Below are 18,197 nucleotides of genomic sequence, written 5' to 3' on the forward strand. Positions count from 1 at the left end.
TTAATTCAGGTATTCCTTAACCTTGTCCAGTGCTTCTGGTATACCGGCTGGATTTTTACCTCCTGCTGTTGCAAAGAAGGGTTGGCCACCGCCACCGCCTTGAATGTATTTACCCAGCTCTCTAACTATTTGGCCCGCATTTAATTCTTTGGCTTTAGCCAGCTCTTTAGAGATATAGCAACTCAACAATGCTTTGCCGTCTTTATCCGCAGCCAACAGCACAAACAAATTGTCTTTATTGGCTCCCATCTCAAACAACAAATCTTTGATACCCGTAGCATCCAAATCTACTTGTTTGGCTAAGAAATCTACCCCGTTTACGTTGGTAACTTCATTCAACAATTCTGACTTTAACCCTTTTGCTTTCTCTTTAAGCAATTGCTCTACTTGTTTGCGCAATTGGGCATTTTCGTCTTGCAAATCTGCCACCGCTTTTACAGGGTCTTTCGCTTTATTCAAAAGACCTTTAATATCGGATAAAGTAGCATCGTTCTCTTGGTAAAACGCTTTTACGGCATCAGAGGTAATCGCCTCTATTCTTCGGATACCTGCGGCCACTGCGCCTTCTGAGGTTATTTTAAAGTGCCATATTTCACTGGTATTTTGCACGTGCGTACCGCCACACAATTCAATAGAATTTCCAAATTTAATGGTACGTACGGTATCGCCATACTTTTCTCCAAACAATGCCATTGCCCCTGCTTCTAACGCTTGTTTTACAGGAACGTTTCTATTTTCTTCTAAGGGAATCTGGCCTGCAATACGGGCGTTTACAAATTGTTCTACCGCTTCTAATTCCTCTGGAGTAACTTTAGCAAAATGACTAAAATCAAAACGTAAATGCTTGGAATGAACCGCAGAACCTTTCTGCTCTACATGGGTTCCTAAGATTTCCCTTAATGCTTGATGTAGCAAGTGTGTTGCCGTATGGTTACTAGCCGTGCGTTGACGTTGTTTTTTATCTACCACTGCTTTGAACGTGCCCGCTAAATCTGCTGGCAAGTTTTCCGCAAAATGTACAATTTCGTTATTCTCTTTTTTTGTATCTAAAATATAGGTTACATCGCCATTAGCTGCTTCTAAATAGCCTTTATCCCCTACTTGGCCACCACCTTCAGCATAGAAGGGGGTTGGGTTAAAAACCAATTGGTAACGGTCTCCTTCCTTCTTAGTGGTTACCTTACGGTATTTTACCACTTTAACCTGTGCTTCTAAGGCATCGTACCCAATAAATTCTTGTTCAGTATCTTGTTCCAATACCGTCCAATCGCCTTTACTTATTTCAGAAGCGGCTCTAGAACGTGCTTTTTGCGCTTGCAATGCCTGTTCAAATCCTTCCGTATCTAGAGCAAAACCTTTTTCTTCTAGAATCAAGGCTGTTAAATCTATAGGGAAACCAAAGGTATCATATAGTTCAAACGCCTTATCGCCATCGACTTTTTTATCCTTGGCAGATTTCATCACCGAATCTAACAATACCAATCCTTGTTCTAAGGTAGATAAGAACGAGTTTTCTTCTTCTTTAATCACGTTCTCTATCAGTTGCTGTTGGTTCTTCAACTCTGGAAATGCCGCACCCATTTGTGAGGCTAGCGTATTCACCAAACGATAAATAAACGGCTCTTTGGTATCTAAAAACGTAAATCCGTAGCGGATTGCTCTTCTTAAAATTCTACGGATAACATATCCAGCTCCAGTATTGCTGGGTAATTGCCCATCTGCAATAGCAAAGGCTACCGCTCTTACGTGATCCGCAATTACACGGATAGCAATGTCGGTTTCCTCATTTTTACCGTATTTGCTTTCGGTTATGGCTTCAATTTCGCGAATTAAAGGGGTAAACACATCGGTATCGTAATTACTTTGTACGCCCTGTAAAACCATACACAAACGCTCAAAGCCCATACCGGTATCTACATGCTTTTCTGGTAAATTCTCCAGTTGGCCGTTTGCTTTTCTGTTGTATTGAATAAATACCAAATTCCAAATTTCCACCACTTGTGGATGGTCCATATTTACCAATTCCGCACCTGGTGTTTTGGCTTTTTCTTCCGCAGAGCGGATATCTACATGGATTTCTGAACAAGGTCCACAAGGTCCTTGATCACCCATTTCCCAAAAGTTATCTTTTTTGTTACCCATTAAGATGCGTTCTTCTGGCACAATAGCTTTCCAGAAATCGTACGCTTCCTTATCCATGGCTAACTGGTCTGCATCTTCACTCCCTTCAAACACGGTAACATACAAACAGTCTTTATCAATTTTATAGACTTCGGTCAACAACTCCCAAGCCCATGCAATGGCTTCTTTTTTAAAATAATCGCCAAAGCTCCAGTTCCCCAACATTTCGAACATGGTATGGTGGTAGGTATCTTTACCCACCTCTTCCAAATCGTTATGCTTACCACTAACACGCAAACATTTTTGGGTGTCCGATGCGCGTTTAAATGTAGGTTTGGTGTTACCAAGAAAATACTCTTTAAACTGGTTCATCCCCGCATTGGTAAACAGCAAGGTTGGGTCATTTTTCATAACCATTGGGGCAGAAGGAACTATCTTGTGCTCCTTATTCTTAAAAAAGTTTAAAAACTGTTCTCTAACCTTTTGGGATGTCATATGGAGAGTGCTACTTTAAATTATTTTTAACTCAACAAACAAAACAATTTTTATATTTGTTTGTTACCATAAATTGAAAGCCCAAAAATAGGATAAATTACCTTCATGAGTAAAGTAAAGTACTATTACGATCCAGATACCCTTTCTTACCGAAAAATAGAGCCTAAAAAATCTAAACGATACCGGAATGTATTTTTGTTTTTGGCAGCTGCGGCACTGTTTGGTTTTCTGGGGCTTACCGTTCTATTGAATACCAATTTGGTAAATACACCTAAAGAACTCTCCTTGGAAAGGGAGGTTCAGAATTACGAACTACAGTACGAGATTTTAAATAAAAAAATGGACCAAATGGAACAGGTCCTTGCCAATATAGAAGATAGGGACAACAACATCTATCGGTTGTACTTTGAGGCCAACCCAATTCCAGAAGAGCAGCGAAAAGCTGGTTTTGGCGGGGTAAATCGCTATAAATCCTTAGAGGGTTATAATAATTCTGAGATGATCGTAAATACCACCAAACGGTTAGATATAATCCAGAAACAAATGGTTATCCAATCCAAGTCTTTAGATGAAATTACCCTCTTGGCAGAAGAAAAAGAAAAACTATTGGCGGCCATACCCGCCATACAACCAGTACGAAACGAAGATTTGACCCGTATGGCTTCTGGTTTTGGCTGGAGAACGGACCCCTTTTTAAAAACACGTAAAAAACATTGGGGAATGGATTTTACGGCCCCACGTGGAACACCCATATTTGCTAGTGGCGATGGTAAAATTTCACGTGCAGACAATAACTCTTCTGGGTACGGTAAGCACATAAGAATAGAACATGGCCATGGCTACATGAGCCTATATGCCCACTTAAGCAAATACAATGTTACACCTGGCCAAAAGGTAAAACGTGGTGATTTAATAGGGTTTGTTGGCAATACAGGCCGTTCAGAAGCACCCCATTTACATTATGAGGTGTGGAAAGATGGCGAACGTATAAACCCCATAAACTTCTACTACGGAAGTTTATCTCCAGAAGAGTTCGAAAGCATGTTGAAGTTTGCCACCCAAGAAAACCAATCGCTAGACTAATGCATATAGACCTACCAGAAAAACGTTATTACGGTATTGGAGAAGTCGCCGATGCATTTGGTGTCAACACCTCATTGATTCGTTTTTGGGAAAAAGAATTCGACATCCTTCAACCTAAAAAAAATGCAAAGGGCAATAGAAAATTTACTCCTGAGGATATTAAAAATCTTAAATTGATTTTCCACTTGGTTAAAGAGCGTGGATTTACTTTAGAAGGAGCAAAAATTCATTTAAAAGAAGAAAAACACAAAACCCTTTCTCGTTTTGAAGTAATTGAAAAATTACAACGGGTTAAAGCCGAATTAATAAAAATTAAAGAACAACTATAACACTAATAAACACTAGAAGATGAAAAAATGGTTAATTCCGGTTGCTATCATAGCGGTGATAGCAATTGCAATCTATTCTTGGGCCGTAGGTTTTAATAATACTGCGGTAAAACTAAAAGAAACAACCACAGAAGCCTGGGGCAAGGTAGAAAGTTCTTACCAAAGACGTAACGATCTTATTGGTAATCTGGTTAAAACCGTACAAGGGGCGGCAGACTTTGAAAGAGGCACCTTAACAGATGTTATAGAAGCGCGCGCCAAAGCAACAGCTACCACTATAGACCCTGCAAATATTACCCCAGAGCAACTACAGGCATTTAACCAAGCACAAGGTGGATTAAGCTCTGCTTTATCTCGCTTATTGGTTACAGTAGAACGCTACCCAGATTTAAAAGCCAATCAGAATTTCTTAGAACTACAATCGCAATTAGAAGGTACGGAAAACCGAATTAACGTCGCCAGAGACCGTTTTAATGAAGCTATTAGACCTTACAATACCCACATTAAAACGTTCCCCAATTCTGTTTTAGCAGGTTGGTTTGGTTTTGATGAATTGGCATACTTTAAAGCAGAAGCTGGAGCGGAAAAAGCTCCTGATGTTGATTTTAATTTTGACTAATGAACGCTAAGGTAGAAGCCTTTTTAACTGCAGAAGAAGAACAAGAAATAGTAACGGCCATTATTGAGGCGGAAAAAAACACTTCTGGAGAAATACGAGTACATATAGAAGCCACAACGCAATTGGACCATTTTAGCAGGGCACAACAAGTGTTTCATTTTTTAAAAATGGATAATACCAAAGATGAAAATGGCGTATTGCTGTATGTTGCCGTACAAGACAAACGCTTTGTTATCTACGGTGACCGTGGTATAGATCAAGCCGTACCCAAAGGGTTTTGGGAATCTACCAAAGAAGTAATTGCCCAGCATTTTAAAAGGGGGGCTTTTAAAGAGGGGATCGTAGCGGGCGTGTTAAAAGCTGGTGAAGAATTACAAACACATTTTCCTTGGCATCATGGAGATGTTAATGAATTGAGCGATACCATTTCTAAAGGGTAGATAACATGACCAAAACACTGGGTATAAAGTATCTTATAGGCGTTACGCTCAGCATTTTTAGCTTACAACTAGCTTGGGGGCAATTTAACATTCCAGAAAAACCTAAAGTAGAAACCAGTGTTTACGACTACGTTAATCTTCTGTCTCCATCTCAGAAAAATCAGCTAGAACAAAAATTAATTCGTTACTCAGATAGCACTTCTACCCAAATAGTAATAGCCATTATAAATTCTACCGAAGGGGAGAATATTAATTATTTAGGGGCCCAATGGGGTCAAAAATGGGGAATTGGCCAAGCTAAGGAAGATAATGGAATACTAATACTCTTGGCCAGAAACGACCGAAGAATAGCCATTAATACCGGCTATGGCGTAGAAGAATTCTTAACGGATTTTATGAGTAGGCGTATTATAGAACAGGTTATTATTCCCCAATTTAAACAAGATAACTACTACGCAGGGTTAGACAAGGGGGCAGACGCTATCTTTCAAGTATTAAACGGACAGTTTACAGAAGACCGCAATTTTAATAAGCAACCGTTTTTTAAAGACGCCCTACCATTTATCATTTTCATCATCATCCTTTTTGTTATTATCAGTAGCAGCAAACGCAATGGAGGCGGAAGAAACAATCGGGGAGGAAAAGGCGGCCGTGGTTTGGATATTTGGGACATGATTATCCTTAGCAATATGGGCCGTGGCGGTGGTTCCTCTGGCGGATTTGGCGGTGGCGGCAGCTTTGGAGGTGGTGGCTTTGGCGGCGGCTTCGGAGGCGGTGGTTTTGGTGGTGGTGGCGCCTCTGGTGGTTGGTAAACCTACCTCATCGCTAACTTCACTGTTTTCAGGGTAATTACACGTACGTTTTAACCGTAAATTGCGTTAGATTACTAGCGGTAAACCTAACCCATGAAAAACATTAGCAAACTATTCGTTTTAACAGCCTTATTACTTGTAGGTGCCTGTAAAAAACAAGACGCAAACCAACAAACCGATAATCTTTTCAAATTCAAAGAATACATTGGTTACCATACCATGGGTAGACAAAGTATAGGTACCCCCATTACTATTGGCCTTAATCAAGTTTTAACCGATTTTGAAATTAGCCAAGAACTAAGTAAAGATATCCTAAGCATAAGTCCTAAAACGGAAGGCGTCTTAACTGTAGAGAACGGTCAAAAATTAATTTTTGTACCCACAGAATTACTACAACCCAATACCACATATTCGGTTAGTTTAAAGCTGAATAAGTTATTACCAAAAGTTCCAACAGCATTTAAAACCTATAGGTTTGAATTTCAAACACTGGAACCCAATTTTAAAATTAACCTTGACCAATTACAATCTTACACCAAAGACCTACAATATATAAGTGGCACCCTAGAGGCCAACGACTTGTTACCCTTTCAAGATTTAAATTCCCTACTCTCGGTTACGCAAAACGGCAAACCACTCTCCGTAAAATGGAACGAGGCCAATAGGCCTAGCCTATTCTATTCCTTTACCATAGATAGTATCACCAGAAAAGAAAAGGACAGCAAAATAGAAGTTTCATGGAACGGCAAAGCTGTTGGCGTGGCAAACAACGGAACAACAGAATATACAATTCCAGGGCGCAACAAATTGGTAATAACTAATGTTAAAACCTCCGCATCACCCAATGCCATTCTAACCGTAAATTTTTCAGAACCCCTAGAGGCCAATCAGAACCTAAATGGTTTGGTACAAATTGAAGGTGCAGAAGCATTGAGATATGAGGTAAGCGGCAACTTGCTTAGGGTTTATCCTTCCAATAAAATAACGGGAACGGTAAACGTAAAAGTTTTTGAGGGCATTAAGAGTATCTATGGTTATACCTTAAAAAATACCTTTTCAGAATTCGTTTCTTTTGAACAACTTAAACCGGGCGTTCGCATGCTATCCAAGGGTACCATTTTACCTAATTCTAGCGCCACACCCATCTATTTTGAAACCGTAAACCTTTCTAAAGTTGAAGTAAGGGTAATTAAGGTATACCAAAGCAACATGCTTCAATTTTTACAATACGGTAATCTATACCAGACCTATAGCTCAGATTTGCGCCCAGTGGGCAGAAAGGTTGCTTATAAGCTATTGGATTTAGAGAAAAACCAGGCTACAACCGGTGCATGGACCGCCCATGCATTAGACCTTTCTAAATTGATACAAGTAGACCCAGGTGCCATGTATAGAGTCGAGTTCAGTTTTAACCATGACCATATTGTTTATGATTGTGGGGCTTCCAACCTGGATACCGAAACATTATTCACTACTACTTCCTATAATGATTCTGCCGAAGCGGAAGAGCGCTACTGGGACAACGAAATTTATTATTGGCGAGACCAAAACTATAATTGGGAAGAACGGAATAATCCTTGCCACCCTGCTTTTTATAACCAAGACCGCTTTGCTTTTACCAATTTATTGGGTAGTGATTTGGGTCTAATTGTAAAAAAGGGAAACAATAAAACCTATCATTTTGCAACTACCAATCTATTAACGGCACAACCCGAACCAAACACTAGTATAGGCCTATACAATTTTCAACAACAAAAAATTGCTTCTATAAAAACGGATGGAGAAGGTTTTGCCATTTATGATGGAGCTAAAACAGTAACTTTTGCCATTGCAGAAAACAACGGCAATTTTGCCTATGCCAAACTAATGGATGGAAACTCCCTTTCGTTAAGCAAGTTTGATGTATCTGGAGAAACCCTACAAAAAGGATTGCAAGGTTTTACCTATTTAGAAAGGGGTGTTCACCGCCCTGGAGATATAGCACACCTAACCTTTGTTTTAGACGATAGTGCCAACCCTTTACCCAAGAACCATCCTGTAGTTTTGGAGGTAACCGATGTAAATGGAAAATTGGTACAACGTAATGTTCTAAAAGATGAGCCCGTTACCGTTAACGATAGCCTATTTGCCAAAAAAACCAATAACTTCTATTATTTTCCCATACCCACCCAAGAAGATGCACCAACAGGAAGTTGGTTGGCAACCATTAAGGTAGGGGGCGCACAATTTTCAAAAACCTTACGAATTGCCACAGTAAAACCAAATCGTTTAAAAGTAGCACTTGCCTTTGAGAATGAAATTTTACGAGCCAACACGCCCAATGCAGGTACCCTTAATGTAAATTGGTTGCATGGTGCCCCTGGAAGAAATCTAAAAGTGGCGGTAAATGCGGTACTCGAAACCGAAAACAATCCGTTTACAAATTATAAAGACTACGAATTTACAGACCCGGTTAGAGACTATTCCAGTTCCGAAATTCAATTTTTAGAAGGAACGGTAGATAACCAAGGAGAACTAAAATTAAACAAAGAAATAGCCGTTAATGGGAAGGCGCCCGGAATGTTAAAAGCTACCTTTACCACTTTAGCTTTTGAAGGAGGTGGAGACTACAGTTTAGATGTATTTTCCAAAAAAGTAGCTCCCTATTCCCATTTTGTGGGATTAAAGTCGCCTAAAGCCAAAGAATACGGTTCCTTTTATACAGATGAAAACAACACCTTTGAGGTACTATCCGTAGACGATTCTGGAAAAGTAATAGCCAATAGGGAATTAGAGGTGCAATTGTTTAAAATAGAATGGAGATGGTGGTGGAACCGGGGTTACGATAACTTATCGCGCTACGAAAACGCAACCATTCATAGACCTTATAAAAACATGTCCATTAAAACAAATGGTTCTGGAAAAGGGAATTTTAATTTTAATATTCCAGATGAAGATGGCGGTAGGTTCTTAATCCGGGTACTCGATAAAAAGTCGGGCCATGCAACTGGCAGGGTGGCTTATTTTTATAAGAATTGGTGGCAACGCCCTAATAATGCGGATTCGGAAAGCTCAAAAATTCTACTATTCACTGCAGAAAAAGACTCCTACAAAACAGGAGAAACTGCTACTATTTCTTTTCCATCAGAAGCTGGGAACAAGGCATTATTAAGTATTGAAAATGGCAGTGAGGTACTATTGCAACAATGGATTAGCACAACAGCCAAAGAAACCAAAACTTCTTTTGCCATTACCCCAGAAATGGCACCAAATATTTATGTAAACATATCCTTGTTACAACCCCACGGACAGGTAAAAAACGATATGCCAATACGGCTTTACGGCATTGTTCCGTTAAGGGTAGAAAATCCAGAGACCATTTTAAAACCTATACTAGAGATGCCAGAGGTTTTAAAACCAAAATCTAGTTATACGGTAAAGGTTAACGAGAGTAATGCAAAACCCATGACCTACACTTTGGCCGTAGTAGATCAAGGGCTTTTAGATTTAACTAGGTTTAAAACACCAGACATACATAGCGCCTTTTATAGCAGACAAGCATTAGGGGTAAAAACCTTTGATATTTTTGACGATGTTATGGGTGCCTATTCGGTAAGCGTAGATAACATTTATGCCATTGGGGGCGGTGGTATGGCAGACGATGCCAAAAATAGAAAAGCACAACGTTTTAAACCCGTGGTAACCTATTTAGGACCCTTTTATTTAAAAGCTGGGGAAAAGGCAACCCACACTATAGACATGCCCAATTATGTAGGTGCCGTAAGAACTATGCTAATAGCCGGCAACAATACTGGTGCCTATGGTATGGTAGAAAAAAATGTTCCGGTTAGGCAACCCCTCATGGTTTTAAGTTCCGTTCCAAGAAAGCTTACGGCCGGTGAAACCCTTACCGTTCCCGTTACCGTATTTGCCATGGAAAAAGGTATACGTAACGTTTCGGTGGATATTTCTACCTCTGAGGCTTTAGAAGCCCTAGAAGGAACACATAAAAGCTTAACTTTTGACGCTGTAGGCGATAAAATTGTGAACTTTAAATTCAAAGTCAAAGCCCACCCGAACCACCAAACCTTAACCGTTAAGGTAAATGGCCATGGTAAAAAAGCAAGTACAACAACAGAAGTACAGATTGTTAATCCCAATCCAATTACAACTAAGAGCACCCTTTATCAATTAGATGGAAATGCAACGGAAGCGATTACTATCTCGCCTTTTGGTACATCTGGCACAAATGCGGCCAGCCTTGAATTCTCTACCCTTCCGCCAATGGATTTTTCTAAACGTTTGGCATATTTAATACAATACCCGCACGGATGCGTAGAACAGACTACTTCTGCCGTTTTTCCTCAATTGTACTTAAATGATGTGGTAGATGTAACCTTTGAAAAGCAAAAAGAAACCGATAAAAATATTAAAGCGGCTATTCGAAAATTAAGCGACTTTCAATCGCCGGAAGGAGGCTTAAGCTATTGGCCTGGATATGGTTCCGTAGATGACTGGGGCACCACATATGCTGGTCATTTTATGTTAGAGGCAAAGAGAAAAGGCTATCAGTTACCGCTCACCTTTCTTAGTAACTGGCTAAAATACCAAAGTACCACTGCTAGACAATGGAGTAGACAACAACAGCGATACAACACAGATTTGAACCAAGCTTACCGTTTATACACCTTGGCGTTGGCCCAACAGCCAGAGCTCGCGGCAATGAATCGCCTAAGGGAAAGTTCTAAATTAAGCAACGAAGCCAAACTTAGGTTGGCGGCCGCCTATGCCTTAGTAGGCAAAGAAAGCATTGCCAAAAACTTAGTAGATAGTGCCAATATAGAGACCAAATCCAGTAATTACGATTATTACACCTATGGTTCTGTATTTAGAAATAGAGCCATGGCTTTGGAGACTATGGTATTGTTGGCGCTAGACGAACAGCGGGAATTTGCCTTGTCCTTGGCTAAGAATTTAGCTTCACAAGAATGGTACAGTACTCAAGAAACAGCGTTTGGATTAATCGCGTTGGCAAAAATGGCAGAAAAAAACGGTGGTAAATCTATAGACGTCTCTTACGTTTACAATGGCAAAAGTGTTACTGTAAAAACGGAAAAAGCAATTGCAAATAGAGAACTTCCTATTATTGGCAATTCTGAAACTATCACCGTAAAAAACAACAAAGGCAATGTATTGTATGTTACGTTAAACCAAAAAGGGAAGTTACCCGTTGGAGAAGAATTGGCACAACAAAGCAAATTAAAAATAACCGCAACATACACCTTCCCAAATGGCAGTACCACGTCTGTAGACAATTTAAAACAGGGCACTGTATTTACGGCAAAACTCACCGTAAATAATCTAACCAATGATGGCGTTTCCAATATGGCTCTAACGCATATTATTCCAAGCGGATGGGAGATTGTAGACACCTCTTTTGCTGCAGCCACAAATAGGAATCAAGGTGTAGATTATATGGATATACGTGATGACCGTTCCTATATATATTTTGATTTAGAAGCGAAACAATCCAAAACGTTCTATATAAAACTAAACGCATCTTATTTAGGCAGCTACTACTTACCAGGAACACAAGTAGAAGCTATGTACGATCATACCTACCAAGCTAGGAACAAAGGAAATTGGGTAACCATTAGCCAATAAGCTTTATGCCTATACTAAGTGTATTACTTAAAAAACACAAACTTAAATTGGGCATTGCCTTAACCCTATTTATTGTTTGGTTGTTTTGCTTACCCAACGCACTATTTAATCAGCCTACTTCTACGGTTGCCCTATCTGCCAATGGCCAGTTAATGGGGGCAAGAATAGCAAAGGATGGGCAATGGCGGTTTCCTGCAATGGACACCATTCCATACAAATACGAGCAATGTATTTTGCTCTTTGAGGATGAATACTTTTACCAACATCCGGGTTTTAATCCCATTTCTATCTTAAAAGCTATACACCACAATATTACCAAGAAGAGCCGTAGAGGTGGTAGTACAATTACCCAACAAGTAATCCGGTTAAGTAGGGGGCACAGAAAAAGAAATTATGCCGAAAAGTTAATAGAACTGGTACAGGCCACCCGTCTGGAAGCACGTTTTTCTAAAAACGAAATTTTACGCTTGTATGCTAGCCATACCCCTTACGGTGGAAACGTTGTAGGTTTGGAAACTGCGGCTTGGCGTTATTTTGGTATAAGTGCAAAAGATTTAAGTTGGGGACAAACTGCGACCTTGGCCGTTTTACCCAACGCTCCCGCACTTATATTTCCTGGCAAAAACGATAACGCCTTACTAAAAAAAAGAAACCGTTTGCTGCAAAAGTTACACGATAAAAAAATTCTGGATGCTACGGAATTAGAATTGGCCTTGCTAGAACCTTTACCCCAAAAGCCATTGCCACTTCCCAATTTTTCCCCACATCTAACGGAACGGATACAGCATGAACATACTGGAAAACAAATAAGAACTACAATAGATGCCACCTTGCAAAAAAGGCTCAATCGTTTAGCCAAGGCGCATCATCAATCCCTTGCCAAAAATGAAATTAATAATTTGGCCATATTGGTATTAGATGTTACCACCCGGAATGTTTTAGCCTATGTGGGGAATGCCCCCAATACAGATACAGAGGCCTATTTTGTAGATATCATCAATAAAAAAAGAAGTACAGGTAGCACCTTAAAACCACTTTTATTTGCTGCGTTAATGGACGAAGGCCAAATATTACCCAACACCTTGGTAAAAGATATACCAACGGTAATAAACGGGTATCAACCTGAAAATTTTACCAACACCTATGCCGGGGCCGTGCCAGCGTCCAATGCCTTGGCCCGTTCTTTAAACATACCAGCCGTACGATTGCTGCAAGCATATGGCTTGCAAAAATTCTATAATAAATTACAACAGGTACAATTACCATCTTTAAACAAGCCCGCTTCGCATTATGGACTACCATTAATTTTGGGTGGTGCAGAAGCTACCCTTTGGGAACTTACCGCTGCTTATGCCAATATGGCTTCTGTTGTAAACCATTTTTCCAAAAATAGTAGTACCTATAGGGTACATGAGTTTAAGCCTCCCAATTACTTGGCCAACCAAACCTATAACTTTGGCAATGACCAAGAAGATGCAACTGTGTACAGTGCAGGAGCCATCTTTGAAACCTTACAGGCCTTACGTAAGGTTAACAGACCAAAGGGTGAGGAAAACTGGCATTTTTTTAGCGATTCACAACCATTGGCTTGGAAAACGGGTACGTCTTTTGGTTTTAAAGACGCTTGGGCCATTGGGGTAACTCCAAAATACGCCATTGGCGTATGGGCCGGAAATGCAGATGGAGAGGGCAGGCCGGGACTAACCGGAATTACTGCCGCAGCACCTTTGCTTTTTAAAGCGTTACAGCAATTACCGCAATCTGGTTGGTTTGCTACACCTTATGATGATTTAATGGAACTGCCAATATGTGATAAAAGCGGATTTGAAGCTTCGCCCTTATGTGAGAAAACGAATAAAACATATGTTCCATTGGCTGCCAAAAAAGGGCTTAATTGTCCATATCACCAGCAATTGTCCTTAGACGAAACAGGCGCATTTCAAGTTAATGCCAACTGCTATCCTATTGAAAATATAGTTACCAAACCTTGGTTTGTCTTACCTGCCACCATGGCATTTTATTATGAAAAACAAAGCTCGGAATATAAAAGCCCTCCTCCATTTTTAAGCAATTGTGGTGAATTTAATCAACAGGAGTTGGTATTCTTATACCCTAGAAAAGGAGAAACACTTGTATTACCCAAAGACCTTGGCAACCAAACGCAAGAAGTGCTGGTTAAAGTTGCCCATAAACTAGAAGACTTACCCGTACATTGGTATTTAGATGAAGGCTACGTGGGAACAACTACTCAATTTCATGAGCTCTTATTACCCCTAAAACCTATGTCTTATAAATTAAGTGTAATGGACGACAACGGAAATCTAATAACCCAAAACCTGAGGGTAATAACCACAGGCATGGAAAGGTGATTTACATTCTATAGAAACGCCTGCCTCCTTGCCGTTTAGGAGCGCCATTACCACCAAAGGAATCAAACTTAATAGTAAGGCTTCCCATGAAATACCTTCGCAGTACGGTACCCTGAAAGTCTTGTATAAAATCATCACCAGTAGTTCGCCGCGTATTAATGTTCTGGTTTAATAAATCATAAGCCAATACTTTTAGGGTTGCTTTTTTCTTAAACAGTTGCACTCCAAGACTCATGTTCCAAAAAAGCGCGTCCTTATCAAAACCCGGTCCAACATTGCTGTTATAACTGTAAGTAATATCATTGCCAAAAACCCAGTTGCGTGGCCAATAACTCGTTGTTCTTAAGCCTATGTTATGGGTAACAAAAGAAACATCGTCCAAACGGTCTAAATTGTATTGGGTCTGATTGTAGTTAAAACGGTAAGATGGCTCTACTTCTAATAGCTCTTTTACATTTAAAGTAGCCGACACTCTTGGACTAACACTAAATCTTTTTGCTTCTAATAATTGGCCATTGCTAAAGCTTTTTTGTTTGCTATAGTTAAAACCAGGATTAATACGAAAACCTAAGGTATACAAGGTATCTTTTTTAATATTCTTGGAATAATTGATTCCTGCCCAACCCTGGTAATTACCAGAAATATTGGTGTAGGTGGTTGTTCTTATCAAGTTATCGTCCGTTGTAGTTACGGGTACAATTTGGTCGTCTACAAAACCTATACTGGCGTAGGCAAAAAGTCCTGTACGTTCTTTCCAATTGTAATTGTTAAAATTTAAATAGATATCCTTGGAACGTATAGGTTCCAAGTCCGGATTTCCTTGTATAATATTCAACGGATTGCTTACATCTGCAACAGGTTGTAACTGACTTACGTTTGGCAACCTAATGTTATTATTATAGTTTAGGTACAAGCGCGTGTTTTTGCCAAAGGTATAATTGAACCAACCCTCCGTTGTAAAAATGCGATACTCTTTGTTAAATTGGGTTCCTTGTAAAAAATCAGCATTTTCTAAGCTTAGGATATTCCAGTCTGCATTAACCCCAAAACGCATTTTTTTATTGTTCATTTGAAAACCTATAGAAGGAATGTTTCGGGTTACATGGAATTCAAAATCCGAACTTAGTAACTCATTAAAATCCGTGTACGAAGCTGTTGTTTCCTCCAAATTAAAAACCGTTCTATTGTTTTTCTCTTGTTCGCTTTCATAGGTGTAACCAAAATTTAAATAAACATCTTTCTTTAATGGCTGTCTAAACCTAGCGCTTAGGGTATAATTATCTTCTTTACGATCAACCAGGGTTTGTTGGTCTAATGCTGTTTGTTCATCCCCAGTAAAAACTTCACTTAAGGCATTAAGATTTGCCGTATTCTCTGTTCTATTATTGGTATTTCTAATACGTATACGTATATATTTACCAAGTGTATCTAGCCGTTTCATAATACTTGTTGTATTGTTAAAACCACTATTAAAACCGTCCTCTCTTGTAGTCGTACTATTCCTGTTTATTAAATCGCCAAAAGCATCTGAGCTTTCCGTTGTGTTTTGGTTTAGCGAGTTATACCTATTAACACTTAATGTAGGTTCAACAGTAATTCTAAAGGTAGGGTCTATATCAAATTCCAGATTTGCAGAACCCCGATTAGAATTGGTATTACCTGCAAAATTACGTTCTGTATTGGTAAAGAAATTACCCGTAGGCAGTATGTTTTCTCTAGAAATTACTTCGTTGTTGTAAGAATCACTGTATGCAAAAAAATAATTTGCATCTATCTCATACTCATTTTTCTTTTGGTCTGCAAAGCTACCACCCAAGGTGCTAGAGGTTACTATACCGCTACCAAAACCTGAAGGCAATTGACCTAGGGAAACCCCTGCATTCTCATTAAAATTAAAGCCACTACCTCTAGAATTACCTACCATTTCATAAATCTCATCAAAAGAAAAACCCGCATTATTGATGTTATTGGAACTGGCCAATAAACTTAATCGCTTGGTCTTGTTAAAGTAGTTAAGTAAACCGTTACCCTGGTACCTTTCGTCTGAACCATACCCACCAGAAACACGGCCCATATAGCCTTTGTTTTTATCTTCTTTAAGTGTTAGGTTGATGGTTTTGGTTTGCCCATCACCAGCTTCGCCCGTAAACTCCTGTTCTTTGGTCTTTGAATCCGTGATTTGTATTTTACTTATAATATCCTTGGGAAGACTTTTTGTGGCTACCGTAGGGTCACTGCTAAAAAATACCTGACCGTTTACCAACACCTGATTAACCTCTTTACCATTGACCGTAATTTTACCATCCGTGCCAACCTCTACTCCTGGCAACTTTTTTAGCACATCTTCCACAGAAGCATCTGGTCTTACCTTAAAAGAGTCAGCATTAAACTCTAACGTATCTTTTTTAACGGTAATAGGTACGCGGTCTGCAACTACGTTGACACCCTGTAACTGTTGGGCATTTATCTCCATACCCACCACCCCTAATTCTACCAACTGCTTTCTAGTAACTATTTTAGAAAGCTGTTTATAACTATTGTAGGTAAATACGATCCTTAATTCCTTTCTTGCAGATTTACCCTCTATCTCAAAAAAACCATTTTGGTCCGTAATAGAATAGGTAACCAGCGTACTATCTTTGACTGTTTCTACATGTACCGTAGCCGCTTCTAGAATAGAATTGTCTGCTTTATCTTTAACGGTTCCCGTAATCTTAAAATCTTGTGCAAATAGCGAGTTTATGGTTACCAAGAATAGCAACCATACTAGTGGTTTAGTTTTCAAAATTGGTCTGGTATTTTATTGGTCTAGTTCTGTTTAGCCAACAAAATACCCAAACCTAAGAAAGTAGTTTTATGGTTTAACGTTACTTTAGCAGAAACGCTAGGTAAAGTTATTTTTTACGCATAAATACCGTAATTGGAACACCCGTAAAATCAAAGTTTTCACGAATTTGATTTTCAAGGAAGCGCTTATAGGGGTCTCTTACGTACTGGGGCAAATTACAGAAAAATGCAAATTGCGGATAAGGAGTTGGTAGTTGGGTGCAAAATTTAATTTTAACATATTTACCCTTTGTAGATGGTGGCGGTCTGTTTTCTATTATTGGCAACATAATATCATTCAACTTGCGTGTAGGAATTCGTTTAGACCTATTTTGGTAAACCTCTACGGCAGTTTCTATTGCTTTATAGATACGTTGTTTGTTCAAAACAGAAATAAAAAGAACTGGAACATCTACAAACGGCTCTAATTGCTTTTTAATAGCTTTGGTATAATCTCTAACCGAATTGGTTTCTTTATCTACCTTATCCCACTTGTTCACTAAAATAACAATCCCTTTATTGTTGCGTTGCGCCAGCCAGAAAATATTCTGTACCTGGCCATCAAAACCACGGGTTGCATCTAACATTAAAATACAAACATCACAGTGTTCTATTGCCCTAACAGAACGCATTACGGAGTAAAATTCTAAGTCTTCCCTAACCTTTGCCTTTCTTCGTATACCTGCGGTATCTACCAGATTAAATTCAAATCCAAAACGGTTGTATTTAGTGTCTATACTGTCTCTAGTGGTACCGGCTATATCGGTAACAATGTACCTATCTTCTCCTATTAATGCATTTATGAAAGAGGACTTACCAGCATTGGGTCTGCCTACTACTGCGAACCGAGGTAGTTCGTCTTCTATTTCTTCGGTCTCTGGCAGTACTTCTACCAAAGCATCCAATAATTCCCCAGATCCACTTCCGTTAATACTTGAAATAGTAAAATATTCGCCCAAACCAAGTGCATAAAACTCCACTGCATCTGCTTCGCGCTGGGCATTATCCACTTTATTTACTGCCAAAAAAACGGGCTTATCTACCTTTCTAAGCAAATTAGCAACATCCTCGTCCATACCGGTTACACCAGATTCTACATCCACCATAAAAATGATGGCATCTGCTTCGTCTATGGCCAATTCTACTTGCTTATCTATTTCTTGCTCAAAAATATCCTCACTACCAATAACGTAACCACCGGTATCTATTAGAGAAAATTCCTTTCCATTCCAATCACTCTTACCATAATGACGATCACGAGTAACCCCACTAACCGCATCCACAATAGCCTCTCTACGTTGAATTAAACGGTTAAAAAAAGTGGATTTACCAACATTAGGTCTCCCTACAATAGCAACAATAGCGCCCATCCCTTGAAATTTTTGGCAAAAGTACCATTAATTTTCATAGGCTGCTATTTCTTAGTGATTTGTACTAAAAATAGTTTATTGAAGAAACCG

General features: G+C 39.4%; 10 protein-coding genes. 7 read left to right on the plus strand and 3 right to left on the minus strand.

What is annotated here, in order from left to right:
- Positions 1–2,616: an alanine--tRNA ligase gene (gene alaS / locus BUL40_RS13470; RefSeq protein ID WP_080319672.1), complete on the minus strand. Its 2,616-nt coding sequence runs from the start codon at positions 2,614–2,616 to the stop codon at positions 1–3.
- Positions 2,617–2,721: 105 nt separating this feature from the next.
- On the opposite strand from alaS, the gene BUL40_RS13475 reads away from it, so the two are divergent.
- From BUL40_RS13475 to pbpC, 7 genes are all read left to right on the plus strand, one after another.
- Positions 2,722–3,699 (plus strand): M23 family metallopeptidase, encoded by a 978-nt coding sequence (locus tag BUL40_RS13475; RefSeq protein ID WP_010518521.1) that lies wholly within the window; start codon positions 2,722–2,724, stop codon positions 3,697–3,699.
- Positions 3,699–4,028, plus strand: a complete 330-nt coding sequence (locus BUL40_RS13480) for a MerR family transcriptional regulator (RefSeq protein WP_010518520.1) — start codon at positions 3,699–3,701, stop codon at positions 4,026–4,028. The genes BUL40_RS13475 and BUL40_RS13480 overlap by 1 nt, the downstream gene beginning before the upstream one ends.
- Positions 4,029–4,047: 19 nt before the next feature.
- Positions 4,048–4,647 carry a LemA family protein gene (locus BUL40_RS13485; RefSeq protein WP_080319673.1) on the plus strand — a complete coding sequence of 200 codons (600 nt, stop codon included), beginning with the start codon at positions 4,048–4,050 and terminating at the stop codon, positions 4,645–4,647.
- On the plus strand, positions 4,647–5,087 hold the full coding sequence (locus tag BUL40_RS13490) for a TPM domain-containing protein (protein WP_080319674.1): 441 nt from the start codon (positions 4,647–4,649) through the stop codon (positions 5,085–5,087). Before BUL40_RS13485 ends, BUL40_RS13490 begins: the two co-directional genes overlap by 1 nt.
- Before the next feature lie 5 nt (positions 5,088–5,092).
- A complete protein-coding gene (locus BUL40_RS13495; RefSeq protein WP_080319675.1) occupies positions 5,093–5,899 on the plus strand; it encodes a TPM domain-containing protein in 807 nt (268 codons plus the stop codon).
- Positions 5,900–5,992: 93 nt separating this feature from the next.
- Entirely contained in the window at positions 5,993–11,542 is a 5,550-nt protein-coding gene (locus BUL40_RS13500; protein ID WP_080319676.1) for an alpha-2-macroglobulin family protein, read from the plus strand.
- A 5-nt stretch (positions 11,543–11,547) separates the two neighbouring features.
- Entirely contained in the window at positions 11,548–13,911 is a 2,364-nt protein-coding gene (gene pbpC, locus BUL40_RS13505; protein WP_080319677.1) for a penicillin-binding protein 1C, read from the plus strand.
- A gap of 1 nt (position 13,912) precedes the next feature.
- Here the strand turns inward: pbpC and BUL40_RS13510 are convergent, their stop codons facing one another.
- Positions 13,913–16,696, minus strand: coding sequence for an outer membrane beta-barrel protein (locus tag BUL40_RS13510; protein WP_080319678.1), 2,784 nt, complete (start codon positions 16,694–16,696; stop codon positions 13,913–13,915).
- 109 nt (positions 16,697–16,805) lie between these two features.
- Complete coding sequence (der, locus tag BUL40_RS13515; protein ID WP_080319679.1) at positions 16,806–18,107, minus strand: ribosome biogenesis GTPase Der; 1,302 nt, start codon at positions 18,105–18,107, stop codon at positions 16,806–16,808.
- Positions 18,108–18,197 lie beyond the last annotated feature (90 nt).

Origin of the sequence: Croceivirga radicis (assembly GCF_002072105.2) — a bacterium.
GTDB classification, from domain to species: domain Bacteria; phylum Bacteroidota; class Bacteroidia; order Flavobacteriales; family Flavobacteriaceae; genus Croceivirga; species Croceivirga radicis.

Excerpts from the sequence above, each read along its gene's own strand:
- alaS (WP_080319672.1), bottom strand. The coding sequence starts at position 2,616 with ATGACATCCCAAAAGGTTAGAGAACAGTTTTTAAACTTTTTTAAGAAT.
- BUL40_RS13475 (WP_010518521.1), top strand. The coding sequence starts at position 2,722 with ATGAGTAAAGTAAAGTACTATTACGATCCAGATACCCTTTCTTACCGA.
- BUL40_RS13480 (WP_010518520.1), top strand. The coding sequence starts at position 3,699 with ATGCATATAGACCTACCAGAAAAACGTTATTACGGTATTGGAGAAGTC.
- BUL40_RS13485 (WP_080319673.1), top strand. The coding sequence starts at position 4,048 with ATGAAAAAATGGTTAATTCCGGTTGCTATCATAGCGGTGATAGCAATT.
- BUL40_RS13490 (WP_080319674.1), top strand. The coding sequence starts at position 4,647 with ATGAACGCTAAGGTAGAAGCCTTTTTAACTGCAGAAGAAGAACAAGAA.
- BUL40_RS13495 (WP_080319675.1), top strand. The coding sequence starts at position 5,093 with ATGACCAAAACACTGGGTATAAAGTATCTTATAGGCGTTACGCTCAGC.
- BUL40_RS13500 (WP_080319676.1), top strand. The coding sequence starts at position 5,993 with ATGAAAAACATTAGCAAACTATTCGTTTTAACAGCCTTATTACTTGTA.
- pbpC (WP_080319677.1), top strand. The coding sequence starts at position 11,548 with ATGCCTATACTAAGTGTATTACTTAAAAAACACAAACTTAAATTGGGC.
- der (WP_080319679.1), bottom strand. The coding sequence starts at position 18,107 with ATGGGCGCTATTGTTGCTATTGTAGGGAGACCTAATGTTGGTAAATCC.